General features: G+C 40.9%; 14 protein-coding genes and 1 pseudogene. 8 read left to right on the forward strand and 7 right to left on the reverse strand.

Translation table 11 applies throughout. From position 1 onward, the window contains the following. Nucleotides 1-189 (forward strand): annotated as a pseudogene (locus tag V7K15_RS27120) (hypothetical protein); the annotation flags it as partial. Between the two features lie 114 nt (nt 190-303). Here V7K15_RS27120 and V7K15_RS27125 read toward each other — a convergent pair. The 3 genes from V7K15_RS27125 to V7K15_RS27135 form a co-directional block, all read right to left on the reverse strand. Next, nucleotides 304-3,561: a CHAT domain-containing protein gene (locus V7K15_RS27125; RefSeq protein ID WP_334910658.1), complete on the reverse strand. Its 3,258-nt coding sequence runs from the start codon at nt 3,559-3,561 to the stop codon at nt 304-306. 81 nt (nt 3,562-3,642) lie between these two features. Beyond that, nucleotides 3,643-4,662 (reverse strand): aldo/keto reductase, encoded by a 1,020-nt coding sequence (locus V7K15_RS27130; RefSeq protein ID WP_334910660.1) that lies wholly within the window; start codon nt 4,660-4,662, stop codon nt 3,643-3,645. A 119-nt stretch (nt 4,663-4,781) separates the two neighbouring features. Beyond that, complete coding sequence (locus tag V7K15_RS27135; protein ID WP_292795692.1) at nt 4,782-5,006, reverse strand: hypothetical protein; 225 nt, start codon at nt 5,004-5,006, stop codon at nt 4,782-4,784. Between the two features lie 298 nt (nt 5,007-5,304). On the opposite strand from V7K15_RS27135, the gene V7K15_RS27140 reads away from it, so the two are divergent. Beyond that, on the forward strand, nt 5,305-6,105 hold the full coding sequence (locus tag V7K15_RS27140; protein WP_334910662.1) for a histidine kinase: 801 nt from the start codon (nt 5,305-5,307) through the stop codon (nt 6,103-6,105). A gap of 398 nt (nt 6,106-6,503) precedes the next feature. Here V7K15_RS27140 and V7K15_RS27145 read toward each other — a convergent pair whose 3' ends face one another. The 4 genes from V7K15_RS27145 to V7K15_RS27160 form a co-directional block, all read right to left on the reverse strand. After that, complete coding sequence (locus tag V7K15_RS27145) at nt 6,504-6,695, reverse strand: YqaE/Pmp3 family membrane protein (protein WP_334910664.1); 192 nt, start codon at nt 6,693-6,695, stop codon at nt 6,504-6,506. A gap of 127 nt (nt 6,696-6,822) precedes the next feature. Beyond that, nucleotides 6,823-7,221 (reverse strand): phage holin family protein, encoded by a 399-nt coding sequence (locus V7K15_RS27150; RefSeq protein ID WP_334910666.1) that lies wholly within the window; start codon nt 7,219-7,221, stop codon nt 6,823-6,825. A 346-nt stretch (nt 7,222-7,567) separates the two neighbouring features. Beyond that, nucleotides 7,568-7,909, reverse strand: coding sequence for a 2Fe-2S iron-sulfur cluster-binding protein (locus V7K15_RS27155; protein WP_334910668.1), 342 nt, complete (start codon nt 7,907-7,909; stop codon nt 7,568-7,570). A 13-nt stretch (nt 7,910-7,922) separates the two neighbouring features. Further along, nucleotides 7,923-10,082, reverse strand: a complete 2,160-nt coding sequence (locus V7K15_RS27160) for a Tex family protein (RefSeq protein ID WP_334910670.1) — start codon at nt 10,080-10,082, stop codon at nt 7,923-7,925. Nucleotides 10,083-10,643: 561 nt separating this feature from the next. Here V7K15_RS27160 and V7K15_RS27165 point away from each other — a divergent pair. From V7K15_RS27165 to V7K15_RS27190, 6 genes are all read left to right on the forward strand, one after another. Then, nucleotides 10,644-10,898 carry a hypothetical protein gene (locus V7K15_RS27165; protein WP_334910672.1) on the forward strand — a complete coding sequence of 85 codons (255 nt, stop codon included), beginning with the start codon at nt 10,644-10,646 and terminating at the stop codon, nt 10,896-10,898. Nucleotides 10,899-12,221: 1,323 nt separating this feature from the next. Beyond that, nucleotides 12,222-12,605, forward strand: a complete 384-nt coding sequence (locus V7K15_RS27170) for an EamA family transporter (RefSeq protein WP_334910673.1) — start codon at nt 12,222-12,224, stop codon at nt 12,603-12,605. A gap of 36 nt (nt 12,606-12,641) precedes the next feature. Next, the gene (locus tag V7K15_RS27175; RefSeq protein WP_334910674.1) at nt 12,642-12,998 is read left to right on the forward strand and encodes an EamA family transporter; all 357 of its coding nucleotides are present in this window, start codon (nt 12,642-12,644) and stop codon (nt 12,996-12,998) included. Nucleotides 12,999-13,089: 91 nt separating this feature from the next. Further along, nucleotides 13,090-14,394, forward strand: coding sequence for an NAD(P)/FAD-dependent oxidoreductase (locus V7K15_RS27180; RefSeq protein ID WP_334910675.1), 1,305 nt, complete (start codon nt 13,090-13,092; stop codon nt 14,392-14,394). A 45-nt stretch (nt 14,395-14,439) separates the two neighbouring features. After that, nucleotides 14,440-15,246: a glycosyltransferase family 2 protein gene (locus V7K15_RS27185; protein ID WP_334910677.1), complete on the forward strand. Its 807-nt coding sequence runs from the start codon at nt 14,440-14,442 to the stop codon at nt 15,244-15,246. Between the two features lie 702 nt (nt 15,247-15,948). Continuing rightward, a complete protein-coding gene (locus V7K15_RS27190) occupies nt 15,949-17,421 on the forward strand; it encodes a TldD/PmbA family protein (RefSeq protein WP_334910678.1) in 1,473 nt (490 codons plus the stop codon). Nucleotides 17,422-17,513 lie beyond the last annotated feature (92 nt).

Consider the following 17,513-nt stretch of genomic DNA (forward strand, 5'->3'; position numbering starts at 1 on the left):
GATGAACCTCTGAGCTTTGTTGATGAACCTCTGAGCTTTGTTGATGAACCTCTGAGCTTTGTTGATGAACCTCTGAGCTTTGTTGATGAACCTCTGAGCTTTGTTGATGAACCTCTAAGCTTTGTCGATGAAGCTTGGGGACTGATTGCAGAAACTCGTGAGATTCTAATTATGACAAAATGGCAGTGACAGCATCGCAGAGGGTAATCCGTTGATCTGGAAAACGTGCAGCTTTTTCAACTGCTGCTATATATTGCTCTTGTGAAGGATTAATCCACGTATTTCTGCAAGTGTGACACCAGCTTACAAATTGTCATCTAACTGCCTAGCGTTATCTCCAATTTCACCCGCCCAGTAAGACTGGTTTGCTAGGGTGACAGCTTTTTCTAGGTCATCGTTGATATCTGCTTCGATTTGCAAAGACTGTTCATAGAAAGCGATCGCCCCGGAAATATCCCCTTGTTCGGCTTTTAACCCTGCCATTTCGTGTAGCGTTGCGGCTTTCCCTAAGACATCGTTAATATCTTCTTCGATTTGCAAAGACTGTTTATAGAAAGCGATCGCTCCTAGTATGTCTTCTTGTTGGGCTTTTAACCCTGCCATTTCGTGTAGCGTCGCGGCTTTTTCTTGCAAGTCCTGTTGAGGGCAAAGCTTTAAGGCTTGCTGAAAATGGACAAGAGCCTCTGGCAAAAAACCTAAAACCTCTTCGGCACGGGCAATGGTTCCTAAGATGCGGTAGTCTTGAAAAACTGCCAAGATTTGCTCACATAACTCCCAAGCTTCCACAAAGCGGGAATTTTTCAGCCAACGGGTTGCAATCCAATCCCCAACGCTAACAGCAATTTCTTGCTCTCTTGCCAGCAGTGCCAAACGGAGAATTTCCAGTCCTTCTGCTTCTGTACGTTGGTTAGAGTTCTGCCACCAAACTTGATAGATTTTCCTCACCGCTTGCTGTCGGGTTGCTTGCCACTCTGACTCACTCAACACTGATTCCAGCAAGGGTTCTAAAATTCTCGGCACTCGGTAATTAGCTGGCTGGCTAGAGTCAGTGGGGGTGAACTCCACTAGGCTGAGGCTGACGGCAGCATCCCAAATGTGCAAAATGCCCTCCGTCAAGGACACACTATGGGAACAGACTAAAAGGCTGTTGGGGGTACGGAAACAAAGCCTGCCTAGCTTTCTACTGACGGAGACGTTGCGCCTATGGCTTCTCTGAAGCAGTAGATTGGCTAGGTTTAGTTCGCGCACAGAGAAGTCTGAGCGCCGGGAACCGACGTTAGCGTAGCCTAACTCAGGTATCAAAACTTCTTCTATAGTTGCCGCCCAAGGGACGGAGCGGACTTGGTTTGTGTAGCGGCGAATTCTATTCGCTAGGTATTTGTGCAAAATTGGCATGCCCGTAAGGCTGACAAGCTTGGGTAAGTGTAATCTAACCCTCCCCTCTGGTTGTGGGACGGTTGGGGAGAGATTCTCCATGAAGACACTAATTATCTCCTCTGTCACAGGCAGGTGAAACACACTCAACTGGGCAAGAAACTTTTGTTCTTGCGGTTCCAAGGCATCCAGCAGAGTTTGTACCAAAATATGATCACGAAACTTTGGCTCAGTTTTCTCCAGCCGATTTAGTAGTTCATCCCCCGCTAGTCCTAGTTGCCCAATCACCTCCAATAGCCACTTCAGCAAACCAGGGTTGCCATTGGCAATGTTAATAATCCGCTGAGTTTTTAAATGTTGCTTAACTTTTTTATCTAAGGGAAAGCAGATTTTATCAATATCACTGCGACTCATCCCTGCCAAAGATTCCAAGTGCAGGCGGTGGGGTGGTAAGGTGTCTGACTTCAAATAGCGACAGATGACAATCAGCCGACTTTCTGCCCCGGTTTCTGCCAATGCTGCACAAATCGCCTCTAAAATTTTGTAAGCCTCTGCTGTCATCCGCAATGAGCCATCTTCAATATTAGGGTTGGGGATGTTTTGCTCAAAGTCATCCAGCACTAGCAGCAAGGGTTGGTTGTGGACATTTTCTATTGCTTTAAAGAAGTTTTGCAATCGCCCTTTGAGAGTTACTTTTGGTTGATTCAAAAGTGTGGGCACATCTGCAAATTGCTGATACTTATTGGAAAGCTGATTCAGCAAAGCACACTCATCTAGAGGGCCAATCAACACGACTCGCGCAAAATTGGGGCGCTGCGCCTGCACCCGCGTACATAACTGCGCCGCCAAGCTACTTTTGCCCAGTCCGTCCATCCCGGCAATAAACACACCGATTTGGTCGCTGGTTTCCTGCAATGCCTTGAGACACCGTTGCAAATGTCGCCTGCGTCCGACAAATTCAAACTGACTGGCAACTTTGATTTGATTATTCTCATCCAGAAATTCTGGCTCTGGGGCTGTAAACTTCAGCCTTTGACGATTTTTTGTTCTTAGTGGTGTTACTAGTTCTGCAATGGGGCGCGTATCCCGATACATCCGCAACAGATGCCAGTCGGTGCATTTTTTGTCAATCATCTCCTGTTGCGCCTTTTTGATTGCTGCTTCAACAGTTGCCCCTGTCGCCAAAGCTCGATAGAGTGCGTGTGCTGCTACAATACCCGTGCGGTCAAACACCGGACCCGCCCAGCCTAAAACTATACCTGCCCCTGCCTTTACCAATGCCTGCGCTATTGAGGGTAATGTCCCCTTGTTAGCAACCTGTCCCGGATCACAACTAGAGAGAAAAGTTACACGCGGCCAGCGTCCACGAAAGGCTCTAGCTAAGTTATTGACGGTAGTAAGTTGCAAATTCCCTACCTCATCCTCAGTGATCAAGCAAGGAGTATTGTCTGGTAGTGTTGCAGCTTCTGGCAGCAAATAACCGTAATCTTTTTTGGTATAAATTATCCCGTGTCCGGTGAGGTGAAAGACATCAAAATAGTCTTCTGGGTAGGATTGCACCAAATTAGCTAACTCTGCAACTGAGCCACTTGACTCGAAAATCAACACCAAAGGCTGCTGTTTAGTTGCTTGCAAAATGTTCGCTTCTTCCTGCTCAAACCTGAGTGGGGGAACTCTGGGATCTTCAGGAGAAGTTGCCATGAATAGCAACCGCAATGGGCGATTTTGCACGCCAATCACTTGGGCTTGACGTTGCTGCACAGAACGTACTGGTAAGACGGAAATATCCCGGCGTTCTACTAAAAACTCTGCACCATCATGTAGTAATTCCCAAGGCAAATATGCCAATCCCAACACTACTTCTTCTATTTCTGGCTTCAAGCCCTGCGCTTCGCTGGTTTGAATCAAATTTAGATAAATTGTTTGATCTGCTTCATTTATAGACTTTCTCAGCCATCCCTCATTACCATCCAGGTATTGATAAAGTTTACGTCCTAACTGCGTGAGATCGGCTAAGGCTAGTGTTTGTTGAGTATAGTAATTTTGCTCACACAAATCAATCAGCGCTGCTAACTCTGCTTTATCTAAGGGACGTGAAACATTGTTAAAGCGCAGTTCAAAAGTTTGCTGTTGACTGAGGGCGAAGGTGAGGTTTAGGGACATGGCTTGTAGGAATAGTTTCCACAATAACCTTCACCGTATTATCACTCAACTTCTCCAGATTTACCCTATTCCTAAAGGCTTACCCTATTCCTAAAGGCTTAGTTGTTATCGCCGATATTCGTCGCCACAATCGCCGATCAGCTGATATAAATCCCGTGATTGCCGAGATACTGCATTGATGCGATCGCGATCGTCAGCATCTAAACTAAAACTAAATACTTTGGCGTTATCTTCTATATGTTCAGATACACCAAGCCTTGCACCAACTATCACACCTCCCACAGTTGGCTGATCTAAGATGTAACGCACTGCTACGTTAGAAATACTTACCCCATGCTTATTAGCAATTTCCTTGAGGATAGCCAGCATCTCTTGAAATAATTGCCAACCACCCCAACCATCGATCATATTTTTATATTTTTTCAAACTAGCTGTAGTTAGATCAAATAGTCGCGGTTCCGGTTTCCCCAAATAGTTTTCTGATAACAAACCGCCGCATAGTGTCCCGTAAGTAAAAAGTTTTATGTCATGCTGTTGACAAAACTCCACCATATTAACTTCAGGACGGCGGTCAATAAGGGAAAATTGCACTTGGTTAGAAACAATTTTGATGCCTGCTTCGGTAATAATCTTCAAGTGTTCGGTGTCAAAATTAGTTAGACCTAGATGCTTAATTTTACCCTCAGTCTGAAGTTCTGCCAGATATTTCAGGGCATCCAGGTAATTTTTATCCTGATATTCCCACCAGTGGAATTGCATCAAATCTAACGATTCTACATTCATACTTCTCAGGGAAATATCAATATTTTCCTCGACGAGTTTTTTCGTCATTTTACCTGGACGAGGCACCCATTTTGTAAAGGCTTGTACCTGAGATAAAGCATCTTTACCACGAGTATCAATTAGTTCACAGCGAAACTCACCAATAAAATCTTCTGCAGGGCCATAATGGTCTGCTAAATCCCAAGTGGTAAAGCCTGCATCTAAATATTTGAACATCATCTCAATTGCGGCTTGGGGATTTATCGGTCCGTGTCCGCCGGAGACTTGCCACATCCCATTTAATATGCGGCAGATGTTTAAATCGGGAGTAAATTGGAGACGGCTAGCTTGGGGTAAGTTCATTTTCAAGTTTAGGAGTGAGAAGTTTGGAATTAGGAGTTAGAAGTGAGAAGAGTAGTTTTTTCACTCCACCTTTCCCGATTTTGACATATTCGTTGCAGGCATAAGTGTCATAACCAATACTACAGGGATTCAAAGTCTGTTGTAAATCCCGTAAAATTTGCACAATCTTCTTGAAAAGCTTCTGCATCACTAACATCCTCAATTTTATAGGACATGATCCGTGTGCCATCTGGCATTTTTTTGGAACCAATCAATTCACCTTGATATTTCTCTGCGATCGCTTTAAATTCAGTACCATAATGCTTCCAGGCATCAGATGAACAAGTAATATTTACTCGCCACATATCTTACTCTCAATTACTACCAACAAATGTTAATCATCTCACAAATAGCCAAGATATTACACATCACCGAAACAGTGCTGAGTACCCAGGAACGAGTGCTGAGTAAAAAGTAAAATTAATTGCACCCTAGATTTATGTCTCTTGGTTACTCAGCACTCAGCACTCCTGAACTCTTTGGGGCTGTTATTTTCTATCTAAAGGAAGTGCCTAGCCCAATCAGACTACGCCATAATGTGGGTGTAGGAACATTTCTAGAAAATTTTATCCATCCAAATTAGTTAAATCCCAAGAGTTGAAAATGCCTAACAATATCAAACAACAAATTCAAGCCGATTTGCAACAAGCGAAAGAAACCGGACAATTAAGAACTGATCGAATTCGAGAAATTGTGAAATCCGCAGTTTCTCAAGTAGCTTCTGAGTTTAAACAAGGTTCAGGCGAACTTCGTAGTCTTGTTAGAGATGCGGTTTCGGCTGTAGTTGAAAACTTCCAAGAAAAAGGTAGTGAACTTAAAGATGAAGTGACAGCTTCCATTGAAGGAGCGCTAGAAGGAATTAATAGTCAAAGACACGAAAGCATTTCTAAAACTCAGACAGATATCAAGCGGCTCCAGGCTCAACTGGATGGTGAAGAAGAACAACTCCAACAAGAAGTTGATGTAATCTTGGCAGAGATTGAAGAGACGGGTAAGGAAAAACCTGCTAGTACCAAAACTGCAATTGATTCTGCTGTCAATGCTATTAAAGATAGTGAAGAAGTCGGATTGTTAAAGAAGCGTTACGCGCAACTGCAAGCGCAGGTAGCCCTTGTCCGAGCTAACTTAGCTGCACGTCATGGCGGACGTTCTCTAGAGGTTCAAGATTATCTAGACGAGGCTAAACACTGGTATGATAAAGCTCGTCCTCAAGCTGAATCTATGGCTGCACAGGTAGGAGAAAAGCGATCGCAACTAGAAGAGCAACTAGGTGAAGCTGGTAGCTCTGTAGCGAGGAAAGAGCGCCAAATCAAACAAACCTTAAGACAGTTACTCTTAACGGCGGCTGACTTATTCAAAGATAAGGACTCTGCCGATAAAAAGCGGGATACTATTCATAAATAGACTGTTTTGGTATGTATTTAATTGATTTAATCTGGTGCGTTACGGCTAAAGCGGTAACGCACCAGATCGTATAAGGGTAGGTTAGAGGTTGTTTGAAAAGTCATGATTGATGTATCAAATATTTATTACCCCACCCTAACCCTCGCCTTGTAAAGGGGAGGGAACCGGATTTTTCTTGTTTCCCCCCTTTACAAGGGGGGTAATAATTTGATTAAAATTACAGCAAACTACTTTACAAACAACCTCTTAGGTGCTTTCCCGAAAGGTTTTTGTTTACAAATTATGTCAAAATATGCGCCTAAAACAACGGCAGATTCTATACATAAAAAGTGGTGCGTTCCGGTGTTCTACCTAACGCACCCTATTTAATTGAAAGTCCTTAAAATTAAACTTACGTATTAGTAAGTACGTCCCTCTTGATTAAGTTGTTCTTCATGTTTGGCAATAACCCAAACTGCATGAATACTACCGGGTATCCAGCCTAGAACTGTCAGCAAAATGTTAATAAATAAAGTTGGGCCAACTCCAACTGTCAGGAATACGCCTAAAGGAGGCACTAGCAAACCTAGAAGAAAACGAACTAATTTCATGATGTTACAACTTGGTGATTTTGTTTAATTAGATTGTTTTGAATATGCCGAATCAGGAAATCCACCTTCGGCTATTCGATTTGGAGTAGAGACATGATGAAATTGCTATTTCTACTCCCTTTAATACTTATCTAGAAGGTAATTCACCTTGATTTTTTACATCACCACTAGCGGCTAAAAGATTTTTTTCAACAAAGTAGTTGTTGATAAAGGTGTTAGCAAAAGATAGAATGACTGGCCCTAGAAGAAAACCAATAATACCACTAACGGAGAAGCCGGGAACTAGCACTGATGCTAACCAGAAACAAAAACCGTTGACGATGAGCGAAAATGCTCCAAATGAGAGAAAGTTAAGTGGTAGAGAAAGAGTAGACAGAACTGGTTTAAATGAACCGTTAATTAGACCAATTACTAAACCGGCAATCAAAGCTGCGGGAAAATTAGCAATATTAACGCCTGGAACAATCAAATCAACAATTAACAGGCTCAAAGCTGTAGCTAGGGCGGTTAATAATGGTGTCAACATTTTTTTGACCTAATAACTAAAGATTTATTGTTTGTAACTTCTTATCTCATCTTTATCTATCTGCTAGGTTTTAACCTCTCTTGCAAGGTAGAATTTGCTTCTACCGTTAGGTCGATCATTGAGAAATCTATAGCGGTTATAATATTAATGCAAAACTTGTAAGTTCCGTGATGCGATCGCTTCTTTATTGAGTTCAATACAGACCTAACCCCCAACCCCTTCCCTACTAGCGTTGGGGAGTAAAATTTAAAGCCTCTCTCCTAAAAGGAGAGAGGTTAAAGTGTATTGCATACAAACAAAAAGCGCCCGGCGAATTTAAGATTAATTTAATGTCACAGGGTAACAATCACTGAGATTTTCCCGACTCAGGCTGATAGTAAAGGGCTGATTTATATAAGACTTGTTCTTGATGGGTTTCTAAAGTGCAATCAGACAAAGGGTAACTTACACAAGTAACAACATAACCAGCCTGTATTTCAGTTGGACGCAGAAATTTTTGCTCACTTTGATCAACTTCACCGCTAATGAGTTTGGCGACACAAGCAGAACATTCGCCTTGTTTGCACCCAGATGGTAGGCGGATACCAGCTTCTTCTGCTATATCCAGAATATATTGATCATCTGGTACTTGAATGCTACGATCTAACCCAATTGTAGGATTAATCAATCGAACTTGATAAACTGCCATCTGCTATTTTTAATTATTGTTTAACTGCTTTCATCGACAAACTAATCCGCTTGAGTTTTTCGTCGATTTCTAACACCTGCACTTTTACTACTTGTCCGACTTTGACAACTTTGTTGGGATCGTCTACAAATCTATCAGCAAGTTGGGATATATGCACCAAGCCATCTTGATGTACGCCGATATCGACAAAGGCGCCGAAGTTGGCGACATTCGTCACGATTCCTTCTAGTTCCATTCCCAGCTTTAAGTCTCTGATTTCCTTAATTCCTTCTCTGAAGGTGGCATACTTAAACTCAGCACGAGGATCTCTACCGGGTTTTTCTAGTTCGCTGAGGATGTCGCGTAGTGTAGGTTCGCCGACACTATCGGTAACGTATTTCTTCAGGTTGGTCTTTTTGAGTTTTTCGGCAATTTGTGTCACCTGATTTAATGGCACATTTAGATCAGATGCGATCGCTTCTACTACAGAATAACTCTCTGGATGCACTGCTGTATTATCTAATGGGTTGTCACCGCCGCGAATCCGCAGAAAACCTGCTGCTTGTTCAAAAGCCTTCGGCCCCAATTTGGGAACTTTCAAAAGTTGGCGGCGATTTTTAAAGGCTCCATACTGGTTGCGATAGGCGACAATGTTATTGGCAACTGCTGCGGTAATCCCAGAGACGGAAGTCAAAAGTTCTTTGGATGCGGTATTTAAGTCTACGCCGACGTAATTAACGCAGCTTTCTACAGTGTCATCCAATTTCTTTTTCAACAACTTCTGATCGACATCGTGCTGATATTGTCCCACACCAATGGATTTGGGATCGATTTTCACCAGTTCCGCCAAAGGATCTTGTAAACGGCGACCGATGCTAATGGCGCCGCGCACGGTAATATCTAAATCGGGGAACTCTTCCAACGCCACAACACTCGCAGAATATATAGATGCGCCAGACTCATTCACCATCACTTTAACTGGTTTGCGTTCTATGGTTTGCAATATTTGCGTGACAAATTCCTCTGTCTCGCGGGACGCTGTACCGTTACCAATGGCAATTAACTCAATTTTGTACTTTTCAATCAGATTTTTGACAGTTTGTGCTGCTTTGAGTCGTTGTTCAGCCGCTTGGTGGGGAAATACCGCCTGATATTCCAAAAATTTCCCAGTTTGGTCGAGGACTGCAACCTTACACCCAGTTCTAAAACCAGGGTCTATCGCCAGTGTTGGTTTCATCCCGGCTGGTGCAGACAGCAGCAACTCCCGCAGATTAGTTTCAAATGTCTTAATTGATTCTATGTCCGCATAAACTTTATTTTCAGAAATTACCTCTCCCATTAGAGAGACTTTCATCAAACGGTTGAATGCATCCTTCAACATCGCCTGATAAAAATCCCGAATTGTGGGGACTTTGGTTTGAATTTCTTTCGACTCAAGATAGTAAAGCACCGTATCCTCATCAAAAGCAATTTCAAAGCTTAATATTTTTTCAGCTTCACCCCGACACAACGCCAGCATATTGTGGGCTGCAATATTTTTTACCCTGATTTGATAGTTTCGGTACATCTCAAATTTGGTTGTACCTTCGGGATAATCATCTTTGATGCGAGAGACAAATACCCCTTCTCCTAGGAGATAGTCGCGGATATATGCGCGTAACTCAGCTTTTTCAGCTACTTCTTCCGCCAAAATATCAGCAGCACCTTTGAGTGCTTCTTCTGCTGTTTTTACTCCCTTGGTTTCCGAAATATACTTAGCTGCTTCTGACTCCAGGGAAGCCGTTACAGCATTTTTGACATTTAGCGACTTGATAAATTCCGCCAGTGGTTCGAGTCCTTTTTCTCTGGCGATGGTGGCGCGAGTGCGTCGCTTTGGTCGATAGGGTAAGTATAAATCCTCAAGTTCGGTTTTTTGTAAGCAGGATGAGATTTTGGCTTTGAGTTCATCTGTAAGTTTACCTTGTTGAGCGATCGCACTTAAGATCACCGATTTTCGTTCTTCCAGTTCTGTTAAATAAGTATATCGTTCCGCCAGTTCACGTAGTTGCACTTCATTCATCTCATCAGTGCGCTCTTTACGGTAACGTGCAATAAAGGGAATTGTTGCACCCTCCGCCAAAAGTTCCAGCGCGTTTTGCACCTGATGGGGTTTGAGGTTTATTTCAGTTGCGAGTAATTGAGGAATGTTCAGCATTAGGTGTCTAAAATGAAAATGTTACTACTAAAGGTAATATGCTAAATCTTGATCCTGCCGCAAGCCCAAAGTTTTAAGCTAATTTACCAAATAATTGTTCACCTTTGTATTTGGGGAAGTAAACAAAACCCACTTACGCAAGTTTTAAATGCGATTAATCCGTGTAGGTAAACGATAGTTTGTATAGCATAGCGCAACTATGCTGATGTCAGTTCAGTGGTTCAGATGGCGTCCGCCTAATAGACAAAGGAAAAGAAAATTAATTCTGCGTTGCTTGAAATCCTTGGTAGGGACAATACCCTGCGGTCAGCTAAAGCTACATGAATTGTCACTACGTCTCTACAAGGGTTCTGGGTAACGCATATTTAATTTCTGGAGATGTCTACTCAACACAGAAGCGCTATATTCCAATTGGTGTAATATACAACGTTGCGTAATCTTGACTTTATATAATATTTATTTCAAACGACTCTTGTGATTAAAACCTGATTGGATGTAGAATTAACCACAATTCCAATTTGTTTTATAAGCACAATAATTTTTTGTTCAGAGGTTACTAAAATGCCTTTGTTTTTCTTGATCCCACTGTGTACGGCTTTAGCTACGGGCTACTTATTTAAAAAGAGTACTGATGAAATTTCATATCTTGCAGGTGTATTTACAGCTATTAGCTTGATTTTAAGCTTAGTATTAGCCCCCTGGCAGATTCAGTTTGGATTGTTAATGATTGTCTTAATCATTACCAACAGACTTTTGCAGGAAAACGAGTCCAAACAAACTGAAGCTACGCGAAAACAACTTAGACAAATTAAATAATACCAACTATCATGAACTAATTTTTTCTCAATTTTAAACTGTTGGAAATTATCACACAGCTAACCCAGTAAGGTCTTTAAAAACGGAACTTGGTGATTTTTTAATGGGAAATTCTTCCGTGTGAGTATGGTATTGACCACTTTAAACTCGCTTTTTAAATGGAACTGCAAGCTTATTAGCCAAAAAGTGCTTCATAAATGTACAAATTCTTAAAAATCAAAATTCATCTAGAGAAAGTTTCGATTTGATGAAGTTTCTGTATAAGTATATTTTCGGTAAATGAAGTTTCGATGAAGTATGGCGATAAATTTGCAACACGCTTTTCTCGTGGTATTCTAGGAGGTGATTACATATAACAATAAAGTTAAAGTAAATCTTTACTTAAAATTATATGTAATTAAGAACAGTCGAGCCAACATGATACTAAGTAATGTAAAAACATCTCAAATCAGATGCAATCAACATTAACTCCGAGTTGAACAGCCAACGCTAGTTTATATTAGCCGTTGTGTTGTCAAAACTCCCTTTGGACATTCAGTAAAATTACTCAGAAACCTGTAAAGGACATTACTGTAGACTGATTTATCTATAGTGTGATTTCCGCAGAGAAGCGGACTTCTGTTACTTCTTGTATTCCCTTTTCCAAAAAAAGCACGTATACACACTCAAATTTAGTACAAACTTTTCTGAATCGGCTTAGTTACTAGCTGAGGTTACAGATATATCTGTGTGCTTAAAAATTCTGGCAGTCCATTTTTATTCCCTTAGCTCGAACTGTTGAATATGCGGGTAGAATCTGATTTTAGTACCAGCAATGGCAAACGGCTCAACTTTGTGCAGAGCAAATTTGTGACAAAGCCCTCAACCTTTACTATATCTGTATCCACTATGACCTAGATATTGCGATCGCGCCAAAAGTAGTCTTGAAGCATAACTAGCTGACACGGAACATTTCTGTAATTCACAATTGGACAAAGGCTAAATTGATTATGCAAATTGCCAAACAATAAACTGCTTTCTCTGGTAGTATAACTCAGTAAACTAATTGAGCCTACTCTACTCCGATCATATCGGACGCTGCCATAATACAGCTACTATCCTGGAAGCTGTATAGTAAGCCAAGTTGCTAACTCTAGGACATGAGCTTCAACAGTCATTTTGATATTAGCCCCTTCAACATAGTAGGCTTCCTAATTTTGTTGTCTATTTACTGAAGTGGAAGTCAAATTGCACAGAAGGTGGTAATGATATTTGAAACGTTCAAAACAACGGGCTGTTTACTGTCCGCTTCATACCGACTATATCGATTGAGGCAAATATACTATGAAATCTATCTCACAAATTTCTCACTTTAAAATAATTCCTTATATCATCCTGTTTATCAGTATTTTATTTAGTATTTCTGGGCAATTGCTGATGAAGCATACCATGAGTCATACAAATGAGGGACTATTTACTTGGGTATTTATTCAACAATTAACATTAGCTGTTAGTGTTTATTGCTTGGGAATAGTAAATTGGATATTGGCTCTGCGCTCTGTCAAATTGAGTATTGCTTATCCACTCACTAGTTTAAACTACGTCGGCATACTTTTTGGATCATACTACTTTTTTAATGAGGTGATTACACTAACTCGAATAGCAGGAGTCATCACTATTTTTCTGGGTGTTCTTTTAGTGGTTATTCCACTTAAAAAATCTATATAAATTTTCTCTAGTTAATTCTACAAAAAGCATTGACAAATGAACATCATTAGTTGGCTACTTTTAATGGTTGTAGTTTTATTTGGAACAACAGCTAACGTATCACTCAAGTATGGACTTTACATTTCTAGCCCTACTAAAGGAGAAAGCACATCTATCAAAAATCTCTTATTCTCTCGTTATTTTTTGATTTGGTTTATCTGTTATGCATTTATGACTATGTTGTGGCTTTATGTATTGCAGACAATTCCTTTGAGTCAAGCATTTCCAGTTCTAGGATTAATGTATGCACTTATACCGATTGCTTCTCATTATCTTCTAAAAGAGCAGGTTATATTTAGCCAGTGGTTAGGAATTTCCATTATCATAACTGGCGTAATCCTTGTTGGACATTAATAGCTTAATAGGCAAATAATCAAGTTATTAATATTAACAATCTCTGAATAGAATTCTCTAAAACATCCTAACGAAATCTAAATTTAATTTTATGAATATAGGCATCATTGGCGGAGGCATAACTGGGCTAGTATTAGCCCAACGTCTTTCACATCAAGGACATACAGTCACTGTCTTTGATAGCAACAAGCAGCTTGGTGGACTTACCACCTATCATGATTATGGGTTGTTTACCTGGGATCGTTTTTATCACGTTATCCTACCTTCTGATACTCATTTAATAAATTTTCTAAGAGATATTGGTCTTGGAGATAAACTGCGTTGGCATCGAAGTTTAACAGGTTTCTACGACAATCAAAAATTTTATTCTATCAGTAATACTATAGAATTTCTGCGCTTTCCTCTCTTTGGACTTATAGGTAAAATCAGATTAGCTTTTACTCTATTGTATGGTTCACGCCTTAATAACTGGCGGCGCTTAGAGAAGATTTTAGTTGAAAATTGGCTATTGAAACTTGGGGGAAAAAACACATACGAAAAGCTTTGGAAACCCTTGCTTTTATCAAAATTAGGAGAGAACTATAAGCGAATATCAGCAGTTTTTATCTGGGCTTATATTAAACGACTATTTTCAGCGCGGGATTCTTCATTAAATAAAGAACAACTTGGTTATGTTTCAGGCGGTTACAAAACTGTTTTTGACCATATAGAAAAATTAATTTACGCGGCTGGAGGTGATATTCGCACAGGTGTTGCGGTAGAGTATATCGCACCTCATCCAAAGGGTGGAATGTGGGTAGAATATCAGGGAAAAAAAGAACATTTTGATAAAGTAATTTTTACTGGCCCAGTTAATATTTTGCAACAGGTTGCTGCCCATGAACTGGTGAAAGTTTCAGATACTGGTGAAACAGTAGAATACCTGGGTGTAATCTGCATGGTACTTATTACTCGTAAGGCTCTCGTTCCTTATTACGTAGTAAATATTGCCGATAGAAATATTCCTTTTACTGGAGTTATCGGTATGAGCAACTTAGTTTCTTTGCAAGAGACAGCAGGATATCACATGACATTCCTACCAAAATATATACTTTCTACTGACTCGTTGTTAAAACAGCCAGATGATGAATTACGCCAAGTATTTTTCCAGGGTATACGTTTGATGTTCCCAGAACTTAAAGCAGATGACATTGTGGCAGCACACATTAATCGAGCTATTAAAGTACAGCCTCTACAAGTTATAGATTATTCCAGTCTTGTTCCGAAAGTGAGTACTGAAAACGATGATTTTTTCGTCGTGAATACCTCACAGTTGGTCAATGATAGCGTCAACAACAACGCAGTTGTACGACACGTCGATGAGTTTCTCCAAAAATCAACATTACTGAATTCTTGAAATTTGAGTAATGGTATTTTATTTTAAAAATAATCAGAGGTCTTTATGAGTCTTTTTGTTCTTTTACCCGCATACAACGAGCAAGAATCAATTCCTCCCTTGTTCAAAAAGTTTCAGACATTGCAGCAAATCTCTAATATGGAGATAGAACTGATTCTTGTTGATGATGGCAGTAGTGATAAAACTGCTGAAACGGCTTTAGAAGAATCTCAATCACTGGGTATATTACTGAAATTAGTCCAACATCCCAAAAATGGTGGTTTAGGTCAAGCAATTAAAACAGGTTTCACGACTTTCTTAGAAATTTCTCAAGAAGGCGATTTTTTAGCCGCGATGGATTGCGACAACACTCAACCACCAGAACTATTAATCAAGATGTATGACACCATGATAGCTGGTAGCTATGATATTGCGATCGCATCTAGATATCGAAAAGGCTCTAAAGTCATAGGCTTATCAAAATTTAGAGAGTTGATGAGTTACGGAGCCAGCTGGCTTTTTAGAATTGCAGCCCGTGTACCAGGTGTAAGAGACTACACTTGTGGTTACAGGCTGTATAACCGTACTTTCGTGACAAAACTGGATATGTGTTATGGTGACAATCTATTTACTGAAAGTGGATTTGCTTGCATGATAGATTTACTGCTAAAAGCCAAAGTCCTCAAACCAAAAATTATAGAAATTCCAATGGTTTTAAGATATGACCAAAAGCCAACTGCTAGCAAAATGAAAATTCTTAAAACTATTACTCGAACTCTAAAGCTCTTGTTTAAGAATCTATCATCGACAGCGCCAAGTTTCAATGAGCAAGAAACAACAAGAATTCCACTGAAAATGGCAAATCGTAAATAAACCTGAGAATGATAGTCTGGATGAAATTAAGTGTTTGCAGCAAATAAGATTACATATTTAGTAAGTGTTAGTGGTCAGCAAGTTTCTGTATTCTGACCATAGTTAGAGCATCTCCTAGCTTGGGACTTCCTTGGTTGAGAAGAGTGCTAGTTAAATCCATATATATAGGTGCATCTCATTTTACACCCACACCCTCAAGGGTGCGAACTTTCAAAATCTCAGCCCGCCTTTGCGGGCTTTGTTTATATAGCAATACGCTTGGATTAGCGTTGAAAACCTTAAAGTGTGTCGGTTGGGTTGAGGAACGTAGCAAAATCCCGCAGGGTAACCCAACCTTTTCGAGGGTTTGTTGGGTTGAACGAAGTCAAACCCAACCTACGATTATCCTTAACCCAAGCGTATTGGTTTATATAGCCCCAAACTTCTAGTCTGTGGGCGAATTTGCCTAGACGTTGCTGAATTTGGATATAAACATTACAAAATCAAATATTCCCAACTCTTATTTTCTGCGTGAGGTAAATTCATCTTTTCAGTCAGCAACGTCAATCATCAAGCAGCAAAATAAGCACAAACCTCTTTACATAAGAGGAGGGAAATCCACACCGCCTTATTACCAACTGTGGCTTTCACTCATTTGTTAGACTGAACACACCGGGATTTTTCAGTCAAATCTCTGAATTACGCCAGCAGACGAGGCTACTCATGCTTACTAGTACGCTACTTCTCTCAAATCAACTTCCCACCCTGCAATATTCCGCCACACCAGAGCGTTTCGATGAAACCTGGGAAGCCCCCCTGGCTACCCTCCTGGGACTAGGACGCGCCGCCGGTGCTGACTTCATCGAATTATTTTTAGAGCGTCGCAACTATATTAGTTGTCTTGCAGAAGATGATGCCATCACCAGTATTTCACCCAGTCTGTCTACAGGCGCGGGAGTCAGAGTATTTCACGGCAAAGCTGATTGCTACGTTAGCACCAATGACCTTTCATTTTCTGGTTTGAAAGCAGCCTTAGAAAAAGGTCTTTCTATCCTGGGATTGCAACTACCCACTCCTAAAGCTTTCATCCCAGAAATCAACCTGGAATTATTGAGAGATTACGCCACCAAAAGAGGTAAAGATGCATGGCTACCAGTGTGTAGCTCCATCCGAGAAATGGGAGAAGTCCTCCTTGATGGTACTGCCAACCTGAAGCAAAAAGCTAGCCACGTCCAATCGCGCCGTGCTACCTATTTCCGGGATTGGCAAGAAGTTTTAATCGCCGCCAGTGATGGTACTTTTGCCCGTGACATTCGCCTTACACAGTCAGTAGGGTTTAACCTATTGTGTGCTGATGGTGCTAATCGTACCTCAATTGGCGATCGCGCGGGTAATACTAGCGATGCCAACTTCTTGAGAACTTGGGATTCTCAACAAGCCGCCGAGAAAATCGCAGAATCGGCTGGAAAAATGCTCTATGCAGATTACGTAGAATCGGGTACTTACCCCATCATTATGGCCAATCACTTTGGCGGCGTAATCTTCCACGAAGCTTGCGGACACCTGCTAGAAACCACTCAAATTGAACGCAATACCACTCCCTTTGCTGACAAAAAAGGCGAAAAAATTGCCCACGAAAGTTTGACAGCCTGGGATGAAGGTCGCTCTGAAAATGCCTTCGGGACAATTGACATGGATGACGAAGGTATGCCCGCTCAAAGAACCCTATTAATTGAAAAAGGCGTTCTGAAAAACTTCTTAGCAGATAGAACAGGTTCTGCACGCACCGGACACCCCAGAACTGGAAGTGGACGTCGCCAAAATTATACCTTTGCTGCTGCTAGCCGGATGCGTAATACTTATATCGATTCTGGCGAATACAGCACTGAAGAAGTATTTGCCTCTGTTGATAAAGGTATTTACTGTAAAAAGATGGGTGGTGGTAGTGTTGGTGCTACAGGTCAATTTAACTTTAGTGTTGATGAAGCTTATTTGATTGAAAATGGCAAAATCACCAAACCTTTAAAGGGAGCAATTCTTATCGGTGAAGCCAAGGAAATTATGAATAAAATTTCCATGTGTTCTCAAGATTTGGAACTTGCACCAGGTTTTTGTGGTTCTGTCAGTGGCAGTATTTACACCACAGTTGGACAACCCCACATCAAAGTTGATTCTATTACCGTCGGGGGAAGATAATCTCATCAACTTCCAGGTTCCACCTGGAAACGGCTTTTTCGTGGCTCTGCCACTATTTTATCTAGCAAGCAAAAGCCCTCCATTATTACACT

The sequence above is a fragment of the Nostoc sp. genome, assembly GCF_036919815.1.
GTDB lineage: Bacteria > Cyanobacteriota > Cyanobacteriia > Cyanobacteriales > Nostocaceae > Nostoc.